Source organism: Burkholderia sp. LK4, from assembly GCF_001043615.1.
Lineage (GTDB): Bacteria > Pseudomonadota > Gammaproteobacteria > Burkholderiales > Burkholderiaceae > Burkholderia > Burkholderia cepacia.
Window position 1 is genome coordinate 1 of the sequence record NZ_LDUL01000002.1, and the last position, 18,863, is coordinate 18,863.

At 64.3% G+C, this 18,863-nt stretch carries 15 protein-coding genes and 1 pseudogene; 11 read left to right on the forward strand and 5 right to left on the reverse strand.

All coding sequences use genetic code 11. The features are described from left to right. Window positions 1-181 (forward strand): annotated as a pseudogene (locus tag VK92_RS42735) (AraC family transcriptional regulator); the annotation flags it as partial. A 153-nt stretch (window positions 182-334) separates the two neighbouring features. Then, window positions 335-1,222 carry an NmrA family NAD(P)-binding protein gene (locus VK92_RS00100; RefSeq protein WP_048021360.1) on the forward strand — a complete coding sequence of 296 codons (888 nt, stop codon included), beginning with the start codon at window positions 335-337 and terminating at the stop codon, window positions 1,220-1,222. 34 nt (window positions 1,223-1,256) lie between these two features. Here VK92_RS00100 and VK92_RS00105 read toward each other — a convergent pair whose 3' ends face one another. Together VK92_RS00105 and VK92_RS00110 are read right to left on the reverse strand one after the other, a co-directional pair. Continuing rightward, window positions 1,257-2,459, reverse strand: a complete 1,203-nt coding sequence (locus VK92_RS00105) for a benzoate/H(+) symporter BenE family transporter (protein WP_048021361.1) — start codon at window positions 2,457-2,459, stop codon at window positions 1,257-1,259. Between the two features lie 240 nt (window positions 2,460-2,699). Then, window positions 2,700-3,725, reverse strand: coding sequence for a fatty acid desaturase (locus VK92_RS00110; RefSeq protein ID WP_048021364.1), 1,026 nt, complete (start codon window positions 3,723-3,725; stop codon window positions 2,700-2,702). A 298-nt stretch (window positions 3,726-4,023) separates the two neighbouring features. Between VK92_RS00110 and VK92_RS00115 the strand changes: the two genes are divergently transcribed. Beyond that, window positions 4,024-4,848 (forward strand): phosphate/phosphite/phosphonate ABC transporter substrate-binding protein, encoded by an 825-nt coding sequence (locus tag VK92_RS00115; RefSeq protein WP_048021366.1) that lies wholly within the window; start codon window positions 4,024-4,026, stop codon window positions 4,846-4,848. Window positions 4,849-4,977: 129 nt separating this feature from the next. Here VK92_RS00115 and dbpA read toward each other — a convergent pair whose 3' ends face one another. Both dbpA and VK92_RS00125 read right to left on the reverse strand, forming a co-directional pair. After that, entirely contained in the window at window positions 4,978-6,375 is a 1,398-nt protein-coding gene (dbpA, locus tag VK92_RS00120; RefSeq protein ID WP_048021368.1) for an ATP-dependent RNA helicase DbpA, read from the reverse strand. After that, the gene (locus VK92_RS00125; RefSeq protein WP_021157994.1) at window positions 6,372-6,569 is read right to left on the reverse strand and encodes a hypothetical protein; all 198 of its coding nucleotides are present in this window, start codon (window positions 6,567-6,569) and stop codon (window positions 6,372-6,374) included. The genes dbpA and VK92_RS00125 overlap by 4 nt, the downstream gene beginning before the upstream one ends. 822 nt (window positions 6,570-7,391) lie before the next feature. Between VK92_RS00125 and VK92_RS00130 the strand changes: the two genes are divergently transcribed. The 8 genes from VK92_RS00130 (at window position 7,392) to VK92_RS00165 (ending at window position 16,761) form a co-directional block, all read left to right on the forward strand. Next, on the forward strand, window positions 7,392-9,533 hold the full coding sequence (locus tag VK92_RS00130; protein ID WP_231616423.1) for a type VI secretion system Vgr family protein: 2,142 nt from the start codon (window positions 7,392-7,394) through the stop codon (window positions 9,531-9,533). Next, complete coding sequence (locus VK92_RS00135; protein WP_053076240.1) at window positions 9,530-10,480, forward strand: DUF4123 domain-containing protein; 951 nt, start codon at window positions 9,530-9,532, stop codon at window positions 10,478-10,480. Before VK92_RS00130 ends, VK92_RS00135 begins: the two co-directional genes overlap by 4 nt. After that, window positions 10,473-13,475 carry a T6SS effector BTH_I2691 family protein gene (locus tag VK92_RS00140; RefSeq protein ID WP_048021371.1) on the forward strand — a complete coding sequence of 1,001 codons (3,003 nt, stop codon included), beginning with the start codon at window positions 10,473-10,475 and terminating at the stop codon, window positions 13,473-13,475. The genes VK92_RS00135 and VK92_RS00140 overlap by 8 nt, the downstream gene beginning before the upstream one ends. A gap of 133 nt (window positions 13,476-13,608) precedes the next feature. Further along, window positions 13,609-14,334, forward strand: a complete 726-nt coding sequence (locus tag VK92_RS00145; protein WP_231600485.1) for a DUF6708 domain-containing protein — start codon at window positions 13,609-13,611, stop codon at window positions 14,332-14,334. Between the two features lie 4 nt (window positions 14,335-14,338). Continuing rightward, entirely contained in the window at window positions 14,339-15,238 is a 900-nt protein-coding gene (locus VK92_RS00150; RefSeq protein ID WP_048021376.1) for a DUF6708 domain-containing protein, read from the forward strand. Between the two features lie 99 nt (window positions 15,239-15,337). Further along, window positions 15,338-15,997: a hypothetical protein gene (locus VK92_RS00155; protein WP_048021378.1), complete on the forward strand. Its 660-nt coding sequence runs from the start codon at window positions 15,338-15,340 to the stop codon at window positions 15,995-15,997. Continuing rightward, a complete protein-coding gene (locus tag VK92_RS00160; protein WP_330769699.1) occupies window positions 15,951-16,277 on the forward strand; it encodes a PAAR domain-containing protein in 327 nt (108 codons plus the stop codon). The genes VK92_RS00155 and VK92_RS00160 overlap by 47 nt, the downstream gene beginning before the upstream one ends. 223 nt (window positions 16,278-16,500) lie before the next feature. Beyond that, a complete protein-coding gene (locus VK92_RS00165) occupies window positions 16,501-16,761 on the forward strand; it encodes a hypothetical protein (RefSeq protein WP_124469656.1) in 261 nt (86 codons plus the stop codon). 31 nt (window positions 16,762-16,792) lie between these two features. On the opposite strand, the gene mqo is transcribed toward VK92_RS00165, so the two are convergent. Then, the gene (gene mqo / locus VK92_RS00170; protein ID WP_197092526.1) at window positions 16,793-18,454 is read right to left on the reverse strand and encodes a malate dehydrogenase (quinone); all 1,662 of its coding nucleotides are present in this window, start codon (window positions 18,452-18,454) and stop codon (window positions 16,793-16,795) included. Window positions 18,455-18,863: the final 409 nt, after the last annotated feature.

Consider the following 18,863-nt stretch of genomic DNA (forward strand, 5'->3'; position numbering starts at 1 on the left):
AGGCCGGCTGAGGATCAGCCAGATCGCGCTCGAAGCCGGGTTTGCGCACCAGAGTCACATGGCGAACTGGATGAACCGCGTGGTGGGTGCGACACCGACGGGGATTGCGCGATCGGGGGAGCGGGGTGGGTTGAGGCTGGCGTATGACGGCGAGGGGGACGCGAAGCCCTCGCGTCGCTAGCCTCGGCGGCGTGACGGGTGGGTGGGGCGCAGCGCGATCCGTGCGCGGCCCCGCATCCCGTCATCCTTTCCTGCTGTATTCATCCCTCCCTGCGCGCCGTTCCCTCCGCCCGACCCGACAATCACCCCACCTTCATCCCCCCAGGAGCGGATCGTGTTCGTGATCTTCGGAGCATCAGGCAACGTCGGCCAGTCGACCGTGACGACCTTGCGCAACGCCGGCCATCCCGTGCGCGCGGTGTTGCGCGACGCACGCCATCGTGAACGCTTCGCGCGGCTTGGCTGCGATGTCGTGATCGCCGAGCTGACGGACGCAAACGCGATAGCTGCGGCAATCGACGGCGCACAGGCCGTACAGATACTGTGCCCGGTGCCGGTCGCCGACCCCGATCCGGCGGCGACGATGATGCGTACGATCGACGTGGCCACCGCCGCGCTCGCCGCCAACCCGCCGCCTGCGCTGCTCGCCCTGTCGGATTACGGCGCGGAGCGCGAAGGCAACACGGGCATCACGCGTCTGTTCCATTACCTCGAGGAACGGCTGAAAACGATCCCGACGCAATTGACGCTGCTACGTTCGGCCGAGCATCTGCAGAACTGGGCGCGCGTGCTGCCGGTCGCGCTCGGCACCGGCGTGCTGCCGAGCTTCCACCATCCTGTCGGCAAGGTGTTCCCGACGGTCTGGGCGCCCGATGTGGGCGTCGTCGCGGCGCGGCTGCTGCTCGATGCGCCCGAGGGCGGCAACGGGCCGCGCATCGTCAGCGTCGAAGGGCCGCAGCGGGTGAGCGTGACGACGATTGCGGATACGCTCGGCGCGGCGGCCGGCCGTGCCATCGTCGCGCATGAACTGCCGCGCGACACCTGGACCGCGACGTTGCTGCGCGCGGGCCTCAGCGAACGCCATGCGCAGTTGATCGTCGATCTCTACGACGTGCACAACGCCGGACAGATCGACGTCGAGGAGGGCGTGTCGGAGCGGCTTTACGGGGCGACGGCGCCGGCCGATGCACTCGTGCAGCTATTGCGCCAGCACGCGCGCTGAGCGACGCGGCGGCGAGCGTTGCGCGCGTGGCGCATCACGCCTGTCGCCGCACCTTGTTCAGTACCGCATACGAAAACGATCCGATCACGATCCCCCAGAATGCCGAACCGAGCCCGAGCCACGTCATGCCTGACGCCGTCGCAAGGAACGTGATCACCGACGCCTCGCGGTGATTCTCGTCCTCGAAGATTCCGTGCACGTTCGCGCCGATCGCGCCGATCAACGCAAGCCCCGCGAGGATCGCGACGAACGCCTTCGGCAGCGCGAAGAACACCGTGACGATCGTGCCCGCGAAGAGCCCGCCGACCAGGTAGAACGCACCGTTCGCGAGCCCGGCGACGTAGCGCCGGCCCGCATCCTCGTGCGCGTCCTTGCCGGTGCAGAGCGCGGCCGTGATCGCCGCGACGACGATCGTGATCCCGCCGAAGCACGCGACTACGAGCGACATCACGCTGGTCGCCGTGATGATCGGGCGCGCGGGCGTGTGATAGCCGGACACGCGCAGGATCGTCATGCCCGGCAGGAACTGGCCGGTGAGGCTCACGACGACGAGCGGCAGCGCGAGGCTGAGCGTCGTGCCGAGCGTCCATTCGGGCGCGATGAAGATCGGGTGCGCGATGCTCGGCGACACGTTGCCGAGATGCGTCATCCCGAGCGCCGTCGCGAGTGCGGCGCCCGTCAGCAGCACGAGCACGATGCTGTAGCGCGGCAGCAGGCGCTTGAAGATCACGTAGGCCGCGATCATCCCGAACGCGAGCGCGGGCTGCTCCGATGCGGCGGCAAACGCGTGCGTGCCGAACGGCAGCAGGATGCCGGCCATCATCCCGCATGCGATGCCGCGCGGAATGTGACGCACGAGCCGGTCGAAATAGCCGGTCACGCCGATCAGCAGGATGATCAGCGCGGCCGTGATGTAGGCGCCGACGGCCTGGTTGAGCGTCAGTTGCGGAAACAGGCCGACGAGCAGCGCGGTGCCGGGTGCCGACCATGCGGTGACGACCGGCACCTTCAGCTTCCAGCTCGCGAACAGGCCCGAGATGCCCGCGCCGATCGAGATCGCCCAGACCCACGACGACACCATTTCATTGGACACGTGCGCGGCCTGCGACGCCTGGAAGAAAATCGCGAGCGGGCCCGCGTAGGAAATCAGGACCGCGAGAAAGCCCGCGGTGATCGCGGAAATGGACCAGTCGTTGCCGATCGCGCGGATTGCGCCGGGCGGGGAGTTCGGTTGCATCGTCGTCGGGGAATGCGGCGCGCGGCCGCGAGGCAGAGCCGGGGCGAATGATTGTTGGAAGCCCCGGATGAGCCGTCATTCTGGGCATTGGCGGCGCAATTGGCAATGCGCGGGCGCGAGCAGCATCGTCGGCATTTCGTAAGGAAAGGGCGGCGCGGCGGACGAATCCGCGGCCGTACGGCCTGACGCCCGCGTCGCTGAATCCGGCTGCTTCACGAAGAAGTGCGGCTCCGCCGCACGTCACGTACTGATCTGCAGCACCTTGTCGACAACGGCCACCTTCACCCCGCTCCCCGTCGACAGCGACGCCGTACCCTGGTCGAACGGATGCACGGGCGTATCGGTCGGCGTCCACGCATGGCGCGCGAGCAACGCGCGATACCCGCCGCGAATCACGAAGCCGCCGCATTTCTTCGCATACGCGTCGCGCCGCATCCGGTACGCGCGCGGCAGGTCGTACCACGGCAGCTTCGGCAGGTCGTGATGAACGAGGTGGTAGTTGTTGTTCAGGTACAGCAGCCGCATCGCGAAGCCGGCCTCGTTGATCGTGATGCGTGCCTTCGGGTGCCGCGCGGCGCGGTGCTCGTACAGCGAGCGGATCATCGCGAGCGACAGCGCGGGCCACGTGACGGCCAGCAGGTAGTACCACCACGGCACGCCGATCTCGCGTTGCAGCCATGCGAGCAGCACGACCACGCAGGCTACGTGCATGATCCACATCGGCAGATGGCGGAAGTCGCCGCGCCGGAACCTGGCGACCGCATCGGCGGCCGTCGCGGCGATGGCGAGCGGCGGCCCCACGACGATTCGTCCGATGAAAGTCTTGCGCGCGACCGTCAGCGCGCGACGCCAGCGCGGCAGCCGCGCCCAGCGTTCGCGCGTCACGTAATTCGTTTCGGGATCGACGCCTGGCACGGTCAGGTCTTCGTCGCGGTGATGGTCGAGGTGCGTGTCGCGATACAGCGTGTACGGATACCAGACCGTCAGCGGCGGATAGCCGAGCAGCTTGTTCACGAACGCGGAACGCGTCGGATGGCCGTGCAGCAGTTCGTGCTGCAGCGACATGTGCCATGCGCCGAGCAGGATCAGCGGCGGCGTCGCGGCCGCGAGCGACAGGTATCGTTCGCGCACGAGCAGCAGCACGGCGAGCCAGCCGCCATAGATCGCGGCGACCAGCAGCCAGGTCGGCCACTCGGTACGGGCGGTGAAGCGGGCGTGGAGCGCGGCGATCGCACGTGCGTGGTCGACGTCGAAGTATTCGGCCATGGCGTTGAGGCAGGATTGAACGGGCAGTGCGGGGAACGAGCGGTTGAACCGGTGCGCTCGGCCCGGTGCGCAGGTGTCTCGCGGATCACGGTCGGCCTGTCCGGCATTGCGGCGATCGCGATGCTCGGGCAGGCATCACGACGGTACCGGGATCGCCCAGCACGGCCAACCAATCGATTCGCATTTGCTTATCGCCGCGCGGCCGATAAGCTTCGGGCGCGCGGCCTGACGGTCGTGCCCCGTTCCGGCGCGATGAACCGGGTTCCACTGTGCCGCCGTCGCTGCGTAGAATGCCCGCATGAGCCAATGGATCGCCGCCCTGCCGATGTACAACGTGACGCCGCGCCATGCCGTGCTGTGGCGCGCGCTGCTGCGCGACGCGCTCGCCACGTTCGCGAACGCAGGCGGCCCTACCGACGTCGCGCTGCCCGACGAACCGTTCGGCGACCTGCACGCGCTGTGGCGGCGTGGTGATCTGCTGCTGTCGCAGACTTGCGGCTTTCCGTACCGGATGCTGGGCTTGCGCGACGACGTGCGATTGATCGCGACACCGCGTTTCGATGCGGACGGCTGCGACGGCCCGCGATACCGCAGCATGCTGGTCGTGTCGGCACGCGCACATGCCGGCGGCGCGACGACGCTTGCTGCCTGCCGGGGGCTGCGGGCCGCATTCAACGGTGACGACTCTCACAGCGGGATGAACGCGCTCCGGCATGCGGTCGCGCCGCATGCGCTCGACGGACGCTTCTTCGGCTCGGTTACCGCGCTCGGCTCGCACCTGAACGTGCTGCGTGCGCTGGCTGCGGAAGAGGTAGATTGCGCGGCGATCGACTGCGTAACGTTCGCGTATGTGCACGACGCGCTGCCCGGGTTGCTGAAGGACATCCGGGTCATCGGCATGAGCGCCGCCGCGCCGGGGTTGCCGTTCGTCTCATCGCGGGCGCTGGAAGACACACGGGTCGCCGCATTGCAGGATGCGCTCGACGTCGCGGCCGCGGCCGATGACGAACGGGCGCGCGTGCTGCGGCTGAAGGGATTCGAGCGGCTGTCGCCGAACGACTACGACACGATCGAGCGATTCGCGCAGGAGGCCGCCGCGCACGGGTATCCCGCGCTGGCGTGAACGATGTGAGCAGCATGATCGTTGTGAGCACCGCTGCGCCGCGCTCAACCGGATCGACGCGCAACGGGAGGCGTCATTATCCGACGATGCCGGGCGCGCGCCGCGCAAGTCGCACGGCGCGCGCAGGCATTACTCCTCGTCCATCAACCGGACCTTGACCCGCTTGCCCTTGATCTTCCCCGCATTGAGCTTGCGCAGCGCGTCGCGCGCGACGCCGCGCTCGATCGCGACATAGGTCGAGAACTCGGTCACGTTGATCTTGCCGATCTGCTTGCCGTCGAACCCGGCGTCGCCGGTCAGCGCGCCGAGCACGTCGCCCGGGCGGATCTTGTCCTTGCGTCCGCCGAGGATCTGCAGCGTTTCCATCGGCGGCGTCAGCACGCCGTCGTCGGCCGGCTTCAGTTCCGCGAGCGGATGCCATTCGACGTCACGCTTCTGCGCCTGCTCGATCGCACCGACGCGGCCCATCTCGTCCATGCTCGCGAGGCTCAGCGCCCAACCGTCCTGATCCGCGCGGCCCGTGCGGCCGATGCGGTGCACGTGCACTTCCGGGTCGGGCGTCACGTCGACGTTGATCACCGCCTCGAGCTGCGCGATGTCGAGCCCGCGCGCGGCGACGTCGGTCGCCACCAGCACCGAGCAACTGCGGTTCGCGAACTGGATCAGCACCTGGTCGCGTTCGCGCTGGTCGAGCTCGCCGTGCAGCGCGAGCGCGTGGAAGCCCTGCGCGTGCAGCACGTCGAGCAGGTCGCGGCACTGCTGCTTCGTGTTGCAGAACGCGATCGTGCTCACCGGCCGGTAATGGTTCAGCAACTGGCCGACCGCATGCAGACGCTCGTTCTCCGTCACTTCGTAGAAACGCTGGCGGATCTTGCTGTTGTCGTGACGCTCCTCGAGCTTCACTTCCTTCGGATTCCGCAGGAACTGCTGGCTCAGCTTGACGATGCCGTCCGGATAGGTCGCGGAGAACAGCAGCGTCTGGCGCGTGGTCGGGCACATCCGTGCGACCTTCGCGATGTCGTCGAAGAAGCCCATGTCGAGCATCCGGTCGGCTTCGTCGAGCACCAGCGTGTTCAGTGCGTCGAGCTTCAGGTTGCCGCGATCGAGGTGATCCATGATGCGGCCCGGCGTGCCGACGACGATGTGCGCGCCGTGCTCGAGGCTCTGCGCCTGTGGGCGCATCGGCGTGCCGCCGCAGAGCGTCAGCACCTTCACGTTCTCCTCGGCGCGCGCGAGGCGGCGCACTTCCTGCGCGACCTGGTCGGCGAGTTCGCGCGTCGGGCACAGGATCATCGCCTGCACGTCGAAGCGGCGCGCGTCGAGGCGGGCCAGCAGCGCGAGCGAGAACGCGGCGGTCTTGCCGCTGCCCGTCTTCGCCTGCGCGATCAGGTCCTGGCCGGCCAGCGCGATCGGCAGGCTCGCGGCCTGGATCGGCGTCATGTCGACATAACCGAGCTGGGCGAGGTTGGCGAGCGTGGCCGGCGTCAGCGGCAGCGCGCTGAAGGGCGTGGCGGTCGGCTGGGTCATTCGAGGTCTCCGAGGTAAGGCTTGCCTTCCATCTGTTCGTAGGCGACGTTGCCTTCATCGTCCTCGAAGCGCTCGAGGTAGTTGCGGGCGCCGCACAGCGGGCAGCGGAACAGCAGCCCCTGGCCTTCGTCCTTGATGACGACGTCGGACTGTTCCCACTGCGTGCCGCAGCTCTGGTTTCGGCAGGTAAACACGGATTTTTCTCCAGCTGAATTCGGTTGGGCGCCCCGGCATGTCGGGTAAGGGCGCCGGTATTGCGCGGTCGTGGCGCGCGGCGTCCGCGCGAAAGGGCGGGGCGCGGTGCAGCCGTTCGCGTGATGGTTCGTCGGGATGGTGATGGATCGGGGCGCGATCACAGGACAGGAACGCGCGTGGCGCAATTCTAGCGGATACGTGGTGGCGCAGGCTGTTTCGCGACGGCGTGCGGCGTTACCACGTGTCGAACCTGCGTTCCGGCGCAGCGCGAGTTGCGTAGGCCGGCGAGCGTGTTGGCGCATCGAGAACAACATGCACTGGGTGCCGGCATTGGCTTTCGGCGGAGACCGATGCCGGATTCGCATTGACCACGCGGTACGAAATTGGCGATCTTGCGGCGCTTCTGCTCGAATCTGTTCAGATACTTGTCTCGCCACCGTTCTTTGTCTGTGACCTTTCATTCGACTGGCCGTGGTTTAGTTTCGAATGCAACTGTTTTCGAATTTGTCCCATAGACGCGAGTGTGGCAATAGATAACTATCGCTGCCGGACGTCCAGCATGCGCTGTCATACACCATCGACTCTCCTGAGAGACTACGTTGCATCACTGATGCGAGTCACCGGGGCGCTTCTGTTTTCCAATGCCGCTGACCAGGGCAGTTGTGCAGCCTGTCAAGGTAGGAAGTTCATGGATGTCCATCTGCGACGGCCGACTCGGCGAAAGTTCCGCGCTGGCCTGTGCGTTTGCCATTCATTCGCCACCATCTATCGGGCGACGCAAGACGCGATAGGTTTGTTGTGGCAGAGAGCTCACGATGCCCATGCAATCTGACCTATGCTTCACCCAGTCTGACCTGCGCTTTACCTTCACCGCTGGCAACGAATCGTTCGAGGTCGTCGAGTTCAGCCTGCACGAGGGCCTGTCCGAGACCTTCCTGTTGCAGGTGGAATTGGCCAGCGCGAATCCTGCCATCGACTTCGGCCAAGTGCTCGATCACAACGGCCTGCTCACGATCTGGCAGGGCGGCTTGCCCGTGCGTTACGTGCATGGCGCCATCTCATCGTTCGTGCAGCGTGACACGGGCTTTCGACGCACTCGCTATTCCGCCGTGGTCGAGCCGCGTTTGGCACGACTGAAGCTGTCCTCTGATTGGCGCATCTTCCAGACGCTGAGCGTACCCGAGATCGCTACGGCCGTGCTCAAGGCACACAATCAAACGCTGGACTACGAGCAGCGTGTCACCAACGAGCATCTGGCGCGCGAGTATTGCGTGCAGGCTGGCGACACCGACTACGACTTCATCGAACGTATCTTGCGCGAGGAAGGCTTCTTCTACGCCTTCCAGCACAAGGCCGACGGTCATCGGTTGATCCACTGCGATCGGCTGTTTATCTTCGGCCGGCAGCAGGGCGAGCCGGTGCTGTATAACCCGACACCGGGCGGCGACCAGCCGCAGCCTTGCCTGCGCACCTTCGCCTATACGGAGAACGTGCGCACCGCGCGGCAGGTGCAGCGCGACTACACCTTCAAGAGCCCACGCTTTCCGCACGAGTACCCGCGCGAGGGCACAGACCTCGATCATCAGGGCCGCGGCTACGCGCGCTACGACTATCCGGGCCGCTACAAGCACGAGGGCAGCGGCAAGGCTTTTACGCAGGACCGCCTGCGCGGTCACCGTCGCGATGCGCGTATGGCCAACGTGAGCGGTGACGATGCGCGCCTGCAACCGGGCATCGCTTTCGATCTCACCGGCCACCCGCGTGAGGACATGAACCGCGGCTGGCGTCCGGTCAGCATCGTCCATCACGGCGTGCAATACACCAGCCAGGCGGAGGAGGGCGCTGACGCGCAGCAAGGCACGCACTACCGCTACGAAGCGGTGCTGGTGCCGGACGATGCCGAGTGGCGCGCCGAGCCGCTGCCGCGCCCGCGTATCGACGGTCCGCAGCCGGCGACGGTGGTCGGCCCGGAAGGCGAGGAGATCTACACCGACGCGTACGGCCGGGTAAAGGTGCAGTTCCCGTGGGATCGCGAGGGCAAGTACGACGAGCACAGCTCGTGCTGGATTCAGGTCGCGCAGAACTGGGCCGGCGCGACGTGGGGCCACATGGCGATCCCGCGCATCGGGCAGGAAGTGATCGTGGTCAACCTGGATGGCGATCCGGACCAGCCTCTCATCATTGGGCGGGCGTACAACCGCCTGCAGTTGCCGCCGTACGAACTGCCGCGGCACAAGACGCGGATGACGATCAAGAGCCAGACGCACAAGGGCGAGGGCTACAACGAACTGCGCTTCGAGGACGAGAAGGATCAGGAGGAAATCTACGTCCACGCGCAGAAGGACCAGAACATCCACGTCAACCACGACGAAACCATCTTCGTCGGGCATGACCGCAGCGAGCAGGTGGAACACGACGAAACGATTGCCATCGGCAACGATCGTACCGAAACCGTGGGTCACGACGAGCAGGTCACCATCGGCCAGGACCGACGCCACGACATCGGGCAAGACGACTTCCTGACCATCGGCCGAAACCACACCATCCACACGGGTAAGGACCGCACGGAGGAAGTCGGCAACCATCGTCGCGACAAGACCGCAGCCAATCACACGGTCGATATTGGCGGGCATCTGAAACAGCGCGTGGCAGGCCATGCCGAGCTGGAGGCGGGGCAAGCCATTCGGCATCGCACCAAGGTCTATGAAATCCGGGCCGCCGGAGTACTGGAAGTCAAAGGCCCCGGTGGCACCGTGCGCATCGACAACGGCGGCATCACGCTGGAAGGCGTGGCGATTCGTACGAACGGGCCGATGACCCAGCAGAGCGGGGGAGCGAGCAATCCCTTCGCCATTACGGGTGCACCGGCCTCCGGCAAGCCGCTCGATCGGCGGTGCGGTCGCCGTCCGGATGGCACATGTCCGCTCGCTGATTGCACCTGCCTGGGGGGGCGAGCGAAATGATCAATACACCGGCGTCGCCGCTGCTCACATGGCAGCGCCTGGACCTTCCTGTAGACGCGCTACCCGACAGCCCCTTCCGCCATCTTCTGCTGATGACCCTGCCCTTGCAGAACTGGGTCTACCGCCCACCCCCGCAGGAAGGGGAGTGGCAGCCCGCCTACGCGCCCGGGGTACTGGATCTGGTTCAGGCGTGGGACCCGTTTCCGCATCGCGCCTGGCTCTGGCAGCACGGCTCGCTCGACGATATCTACGACCAAGGCCCCCTGTTGGTGGACGCCACCGCGCAGCATGCCCTGATGCAGCAAGCGCTGGCTGAATGGGTGCCCGTCGGAGGTGCCGTCGTCATCGGCGCCGACGCTGACCTGGACACGCTCGCCACCCATCTCAGCAGCCTCGTGCAGATTGCCTTGCCGGACGAGAGCCAGGCGCATCTCGACATCCAGCCTCACCACCTCGCCGCGTGGCTCGATGCCCTCGACGAGGATCAGCGCAACGTATGGCTCGGTCCCATGACCAGCCTGCTTTGGCGTACCCACTGGGGGCCGGTCAAGGCGTGGATGCGCCTGGATCGCACAGCCACGCCCAGCCGTGACGACAACGCCGCGCCGTTCACCTTGCGGCCACACGAATGGACCCGCTTCGACGCCAACACCAGCGAGCACTTCCTGCTCAGCCGCAGCTACGAAGTCCAGGCACTGCCGCAGCACGCGCGTCGATCCCTCGATGACATCCGGCAGTGGGTCGCCCAACTGTTGCAGGTCGCTGCTCAGCTCTACATCAGCGACGACGACGTGGCGAGACGCTACGTCGACCTGGTGGCTCGTCATCCCTGGTTGCTCGAAGACAGGGAAGCTGTCGCCATCCTCAACGACCTCACTGAATCTCCGCAGGCGCGGGTGCGCCAGCTCGCCGCCTTGGCGAACACCAAGGAGTCCTCCCATGACTAAGCCCACGGCCGGTGGCTCGTCCTCGGCTCCTTCGTGCAGTTCGCGCGTGCCCATCCTGCCGATTCGCTATGCCATCGTGCCGCGCGACGACAAGGCACCGTTCTACCGATATGCCGACGCTGGCTTCAAATTGGAAAAGGGCTTCAGGCCGCTCAAGCGCTCGGCCTACACCCTGCGCGCCCTGCGACCGGGCTACGTCTACGTGTTCATGAAAGGAACGAAGGGCGAACAGCTGGTCATCCACGAATACGACGGTGAAGGGCGCTACAAGGAACTCAAGTACGGCAGCCTCGAGCAGTACCACCGCAAGGATCGTTACAAAACCGGAAACAGCATGGGTTGGGTGTGGGCCGACACCTGCCAGGACAAGGCCAAAGAGGTCTGGATCGGCTACAGCCCGCACCTGTGGACCAACGCCATGACCACCAGGATCACGTCCGACCCGGCCATGCGCCAGCGCCATATGCGCCGGCTCGACATGGCCGAGCTGACCTCCGGTGAAAAGGCCCCGTCCAGCCAGCCGCACGTGCTGCCCGCCAGTGCCCTGAGCAAGTGGGTTGAAGACTGCAAGCCCAAGAGCCAGCGCATCGCCCTAAACTGGAGCAGCCACGCCGGCAAGGACGACTTGCCCGTCAGCACCTTCCTGGCCCAAGGCCAGCACTATCGCTTCACCCAGCCGCGCGTGCCCGTGGTGGTCGTGCTCAACGACGCCGAAGGCATCAGCCTGGATCTCGGCCTGTCGGTTGCCGCCTATCAGCATCAACTGCGCGACATTCTGCCGACGCAGCAGGGTCAGGCTGCCGCGGGCCAAGGCAAGGACCAGCCCCAAGTGCCCAGCGTGCCCACCTGCTTCCGCCTGGACGTGGAAAAACTCAGCGCCCAAAGCAAGGACTACCACCACAAGAACTTGGTCGCCGCGGTGCTGGATCAAACGCTGCAAAGCATGTACCCCGTCAACAAGCCGAAGCCAGACGACTTGGTCAAGCTACGCGACGAGTATCAGCACAAGCAGGTGGGGGGAAAGCAGCGCCGGGCGACGCCCTCCGAACTGCGTTACCAGGTGCTCACCGACAAGGGGGTGTCACCCATCGGCAACCGCCTGGGCGATCGTATCGATACCGCCAAATACCACCAGTTCCTGGCCCAACGCGATCAACGCGAAGCGCAACTACGCAACCACCTGCGCACCGCGCTCCAGGCCTGCACCGACCACGACCAATGGCTGGCTACCGCCGAATCCCGCCATCGCAACGAGCCCACCAGTCTGGCTGCCGCCCTGGCGACCTATGACCGCGATGAGCAGTCGTCCGCCCGGGGCCTCGAAATGACCCTGGCCTTGATGCTCCATCCGATGAGCCAGGCCCTGCCGGGTACGGACGGCGAGGATGCGCGCTTCCAACGGTTGAGCGCCTGGCTGGACCAGCACGACAGTCCGCTCTATCTCGCGCTCGCCCCATACAACCCGTTCAAGCAGAAGGCCGATGCGGTGGGCGTGCTGCTGGGCGCTGCCGATGGCGTCATCGAGGGTCTGGCTGGACGCTTCCCGGCCGCCGCCGGCATCACCGATCTCACCGCCGAAGCGGTGACCACCGTGACGCTCAAGCGCCTGCAGGGCAAGACCCGCTGGGACGCCAGCCGCAACCTGCGTCAGCAGGTGCTCGCCGCTGCTGCCGAAGCCAATGCAGAGAAGGCCTTGGGTCTGCTAAGCGCACGCTACGGCGTCACCAATACGAAGGCGCTCACCGATCCCCTCAGCAAAGAGGTGGACAAGTTCGTGAAGTCCGGCATGGCGGACTTCGAGGAGATCAAGCGCGTACGTGTCAGTGGCAGCCGCACCGTCACCGTCGAAGCGACGTTGATCAAGCGGGTACGCCCTAATATCGCTGCGCTGGCGACCACCGCCGGTGGCGGCGCACTGAACGTTGCCATGCTTTACTTCAACGTCATCGCTCTCAAGAGCGCTTATGCCAGCCTTTGCAGCGACCCGTCCTTCGAAAACGCGGCGGGCTTCGCTTCCGCCATCTTGGGTGTGACTGGAGCGTTGGTGGCAACGGGCGCCAGCGCTCGCTCCACCTATAAGATCATCGTGCTGCGCTACACCGCCAACGCGCCTGGTATGGCGTTCGGTAACGGCGTGATGAGTTTTATTACCGGCAATCTGTTCAGTCGGTTGTTGGGGTATCCGACGATTGTCTCCGGGTTCCTTTCGGACTCTGCGAAGATGGTCCGACAGATCCGGAACGGTGATAGTACTGCTGGCTTCTATACCGCTACAGGTGGAATAGCAGTGGCGGCAGGGTCTGCCTTAATCCTAGAGGCCGGTTTGGCTATCGCTGCCCCGACGGCGGTGATTCCGGTAGCTGGCTGGGCCGCCGCCGCGATTGTGCTTTTTGGGGCAGGTGTTCTTGCCGGCGGAGTTTGGCTCCACGCGCAAGCAGCGGCCCGCATTCATAGCCCCATCGAACTCTGGGCGGCACGCGGCATCTTTGGCAAGCGCCTGAACGATGGTGAAAAGCGCGATGACATCAAGCTGGACGCCAACGGGAAACTGCCGCCGTTTCCCGGCGTCCACGAAGAAATCAAGGCCTGGTACGCCGCCTATTACGCCCCTGTGCTGCTGACCAAGAAAGACGCCGAGGCCATCGGGATAAAAGGCATCGACAGCACCTGGCACCGCCAACTGTTGGAGTGGTCATACCCGGATTGGGGCAGGATCGCGACAAATCAGATACCACAAACCACGACCACCGTGGAATTCGCGGTCCTGCTACGCGGCTATGTTATGGGGCAAAGCCATTGGTCCGAGATATTGGAGCAAGGCAACATCTGCGTTGTCGGTAACCCGACCTGCTATGACACACGCAGCGGCTTGGTCATCCATTTCAAGAAGGAAGTTACGGAGGTCTACCGGATGGCTTTGCGCATCTATTACATGCCTAATCAGGGCCTGGATGAAAGCGCACAGGCCACCGAGCAATTTCAATTGGAGCGTTGAACCGATGGCGATGACATGGCGATTTTCTCGACAGACGCGTACTGGTGTGGCGCCGGCCATCCGCGATCAGTTGGTCAGCGTTGATCGGGATGTCCTCTGTCTACGGAATCCGTCGGTAGCGGATTCCATATTCATGGGAAAGATGTATATCTCCATGACCTTGGCTGGCGTTTTTGTCATTACGTACTTGGTATTTTTCACGGGGAATGTCAGTGCCGATCTATTGATAGGTTACTCGATAATCATGGTGTTTCCCGCGTTTGTTTGTATTCTTGTCTGGTACCGCATCTTCTTTATCAAGCGGTTATCCAACTTCTACTTCAATCGCAAAACGCGTAAGGTCTACTACCAGCGCAACAAGACCCTGATTGCGTTCGACTGGGCACGGACCGAAGGCGCCGAATTCGTGCGCAACGAATTCGGCGGCCGATCCTTCAGCACGAATTTCGCATTGGCCTTCGGCCCACGGGCGGCACCGGGTGACGAGCAAGATCGCACCGTCCTCTGGGTCGACAGCAATGCGCCCAATGACCCCGACCCGCGCTACATCGCTGAGGTGTGGGAATACATCTGCCAGTTCATGGAGAAGGGCCCGGACCACTTGCCGCCACCCGGCGAGCCCAACTGGTGGTACGTGCCGCTACACCGCATCTGCCTGACCCCGGCCGAAGCCTGGCGCCACTATGCGCCATGGCGCAGCGGCGAGCCGGGCGAGTGGCAAGGCAAGAAGAATTGGCTGTTGCCGATGTGGCTGATCCTGTTCCCGTACAACCTGTTCTCCGCCTTGTGCTGGTATGTGGTGTGCCGCGTGTTCAACGTGCGCAGCGCACCGCCGCCGGCGGAAGCCTTGGAGCGTTGAATCGATGGCGATGACATGGCGATTTTCCCGGCAAACGCGAACTGGTGTGGCACCGGCCATCCGCGATCAGTTGGTCAGCGTTGATCGGGATGTCTTGTGTGTGCGTAACGCATGGGTAGCGGACTCGGTGTTCATGGGGAGGATGTATACGGTAGGTAATACCATTGTGTTCGTATTTCTGGTTTATATGTTCTTCCAACTGCCGCTCAATTCGTCTCAATTACCTGGTTTCGATATCTTGATCTGGACGTATATCGTAGGGTCGGCCGTATTTATAAGCTTCTTCGTTGCTCTAACGTGGTACCGCATCTTCTTCATCAAGCGGCTTTCCAATTTCTACTTCAACCGCAAGACGCGTAAGGTCTACTACCAGCGCAACAAGACCCTGATTGCGTTCGACTGGGCACGGACCGAAGGCGCCGAATTCGTGCGCAACGAGTTCGGCGGCCGATCCTTCAGCACGAATTTCGCATTGGCCTTCGGCCCACGGCCGGCACCGGGTGACGAGCAAGATCGCACCGTCCTCTGGGTCGACAGCAATGCGCCCAATGACCCCGACCCGCGCTACGTCGCTGAGGTGTGGGAATACATCTGCCAGTTCATGGAGAAGGGCCCGGACCACTTGCCGCCACCCGGCGAGCCCAACTGGTGGTACGTGCCGCTACACCGCATCTGCCTGACCCCAGCCGAAGCCTGGCGCCACTATGCGCCATGGCGCAGCGGCGAGCCGGGCGAGTGGCAAGGCAAGAAGAACTGGCTGTTGCCGATGTGGCTGATCCTGTTCCCGTACAACCTGTTCTCCGCCTTGTGCTGGTATGTGGTGTGCCGCGTGTTCAACGTGCGCAGCGCACCGCCACCTTCGGAAGCACTGAATGGGGGAGAGCCGACGCGCTGCACGAGGTGAGGCGACGCGATTATCCACTCTATCGAACGACCGGAAACACAACATCACACCCCAACGGTCTCGAAGCTGCCGATCAAATATTTTCTGGAGTGCGCTTGCATGAACAACCCCGGCCTCGAAACGGACACCAACGGAGTCAACGACCTACCTAACGTGGTTATCTACACCAAGTGGCACCAGGTCGCCCCGCTGTCGGCGCTTTTTTCTCCCCTGTTCGTCGTGGCGATACTCGCGCTATTCCCATCGCTCACCGAAGTATCTCTTCTTGCCATCGCGGCGCTGACAGTCGTTTGCATCGTCACCCCGTTGATCTTGGCCCACGTGGTGTACCCGCCTGCCAAAGACGTGGTGCACATCACACCCGATTCATTGGTCTTCAAGCGCTATGGAACAATCCCCTTTGACAGTATCACCGCGTATACCTTGGACGGACTGATCCGACTCACGCGCCGGGAGCAGCCAACGCTCACGTTGCTCGGTAACCGCAAGACACCCGGCTACAAGGACTTCCAGGCGGCGCTTGGCCCAGCCATGGCGACGTGGCGGTCGCACCACCCGACGGTGCCGATCAAGCAGAGCCATTTCCAGGGCACGTGGCTAGCAAAGGTGCTCGGCGCGCTGATCGTGGTCAGTTGCGTCGGTCTCGCCATCACCGTCGTGACTATGAAGCTCGCCCTGGCCTCATTACCTGCCTTGGCGATCGGCATCTTCGGTGGTCTCCGCCTGCTCGCTAGTAAGCGCCAGGATATTCAAAAGTAGTACAAACCATAAGGAGCTTGATATGCGACCTGTCGTACTCGTCGGTCACCGACACAGCTGTCCCATCCACGGCGACGGAACCGTTGTCAGCGGCGCCGAGTCCGCTGCCATTAACGGCCGAGCGATCGCGCGCGTCGGCGATCGCATCAGTTGCGGTGCGGAGATTCAAACCGGCTCGCCCGGCACGGAGATCGAAGGCCAGCCGGTGGCGCGCGAAGGCGACACCACGAGCCATGGCGGCACTCTGGTCGAGGGCGAAGCAGGATGGCAGGTGGAGTGACAGCGGCTGTTGAAATCAGTCGGAAGTTATCTGTTCGAAGGTCCCGATGGCGAGCAGGTACTCGTCTCGGAGTCAGGCAACATGAGTGGGAATGTCCCGGCGATCCGCCGTGTGCAAGTCGATGACCTGCGCCAGGTTATACCCCACGAAGTCGTGCAGATCCACGACACGATCTCGCATACCATGCATTTCGTGGAAAGTGGTGTATTCGGATACCTGCAACTTGCGGCATCAACCGGGATTCCTGTCGCGTCATCTGGTGACGCTGCGAGACGGCACCTATCTCGACCTTCTGTTCGCTACCAGCCAGCAGTCTGTTTGGGACATCTGCGACGGCTGGCGGGGGCCGCCGCAGTGCGAAGCCTTCCTCGCACTGATCGAGCCTGAGTCGGTCACGTTCGCCAACGTCCTGGAGTCCTGCGGCAAGGACCACCATGCAGGAGGCGCGGCCCGCGCACGTAAAAACGGCCATCCTCGCGGATAGCCGTTCAAATCACGCGTTGCCGCTCAGCGCGTTACAGCGCCATGTCGGCCGACGCCTTCGCGGGGCGTGCCGGGACCGTGCCCGTTGCCTGCGACGGCGTCGCCATGTCGATCTTCGGCGGCGGCGCCAGTTGCAGCACGTCGCTCGTGTAGGTCCATTCCTCGACGACCTTCGCCGGGCTGTCGTTCAGCTTCGTGCCGTAGCTCGGCACGATCTGGCGAATCTTCTGCTGCCACTCGGGCGTCGCGACCTTGTCCTTGAACACCTTCTTCATCAGGTTCAGCATGATCGGCGCGGCCGTCGACGCACCCGGCGACGCGCCGAGCAGGCCCGCGATGCTGCCGTCCTGCGAGCTGACGATCTCGGTGCCGAGCTTCAGCACGCCACCCTTCACCGGGTCGCGCTTGATGATCTGCACGCGCTGGCCGGCCTGCCACAGGCGCCAGTCTTCCTTCTTCGCGTTCGGGAAGTATTCCTTCAGCGCGTTGAAACGGTCGTCGTCGGACAGCATCAGCTGGCCGGCGAGGTACTGGACCAGCGGGAATTCGTCGACGCCCACGCGCATCATCGGCGCGACGTTGTGCAGGTTGGTGCTCTTCGCCAGGTCGAAGTACGAACCGTTCTTCAGGAACTTGGTCGAGAACGTCGCGAACGGCCCGAACAGGATGATCTTCTTGCCGTCGATGATCCGCGTGTCGAGGTGCGGCACCGACATCGGCGGCGAGCCGACCGACGCCTTGCCGTACGCCTTCGCGAGATGCTGCTTCACGACCTCGGGGTTGTCCGTCACGAGGAACGAGCCGCCGACCGGGAACGCGCCGTAGTCCTTCGCCTCGGGGATGCCCGACGCCTGCAGCAGATGCAGCGCACCGCCGCCCGCGCCGATGAACACGAACTTCGCGTCGACCGACTGCGCCGGTTCATCCGAGTGCAGCTTGACCCACGTCACGTGCCACGTGCCGTCGGCATTGCGCGTGATCTCGCGGACTTCGCTCGACAGCGACAACGTGAAGTTCGGCTGCGTCTTCAGGTAGCCGACGAACTGGCGCGTGATCTCGCCGAAGTTCACGTCGGTGCCGATCGGCGTCCACGTCGCCGCGACCTTCTGGTTGCGGTCGCGGCCTTCCATCATCAGCGGCACCCACTGCTTGATCTGGTCGTAGTCTTCCGAATACTGCATGCCGCGGAACAGCGGGCTGGCCTGCAGCGCCTCGTAGCGCTTCTTCAGGAAGCGGACGTTGTCGTCGCCCCACACGAAGCTCATGTGCGGCGTCGAGTTGATGAAAGAGTGCGGGTTCTTCAGCACGCCCTGCCTGACCTGCCACGCCCAGAACTGGCGCGAGATCTGGAACGACTCGTTGATCTCGATGGCCTTCGAGATGTCGACCTTGCCGTCCGCCTTCTCCGGCGTGTAGTTGAGTTCGGCGAGCGCCGAGTGGCCGGTGCCGGCGTTGTTCCAGCCGTTCGAGCTTTCCAGCGCGACGCCGTCGAGGCGCTCGACCATCGTCATCGACCAGTCAGGTTGGAGCTCGTGCAGCCAGACGCCGAGCGTCGAGCTCATGATGCCGCCGCCCACCAGCAGGACGTCGACCTTCTTCGTATCGGCGGCGTGCGCGGACGACGCGGCGACGCACAGCGCGAGCGCCGACAGTATTACCCGTAACGTTTTGATCACAGCAGATCCCTTTTTCAACTTGGATGCATCGGTTTGCCAAGCCGCCCGGCGTGCGTGTCGACCGCGGTGAAACGTCGATCCGGAGATCCGGATCGCGAATCCGGAATTCCGGATCGACGCCGCGCCGCGTTGCATTTGCGCACGCGAAACCATCGGGAAGGACACCTTCGGATCGGCTTCCCGCGGGCAGGCAAGCGCCTGCGTCACAGTGGCGCACGACGCGCCCGGGCCCTTGCGGCAAGCCTGGGCGGAAGGCGCTTCAGGCTGCGTGGAAAGAGGCCGCGCGCGACGCGTTTTGCGGGGGGCGGGGTGGCAAGGGGCGCGTAATGTAACCGAACTCGTTTGCTGTGTCACAAACGAAAAATACCGTTGTTTTCGTGGGGTTTTTTGCGTGTCCGGGTTTCCGGAATGACGGTCGGCGGAACCG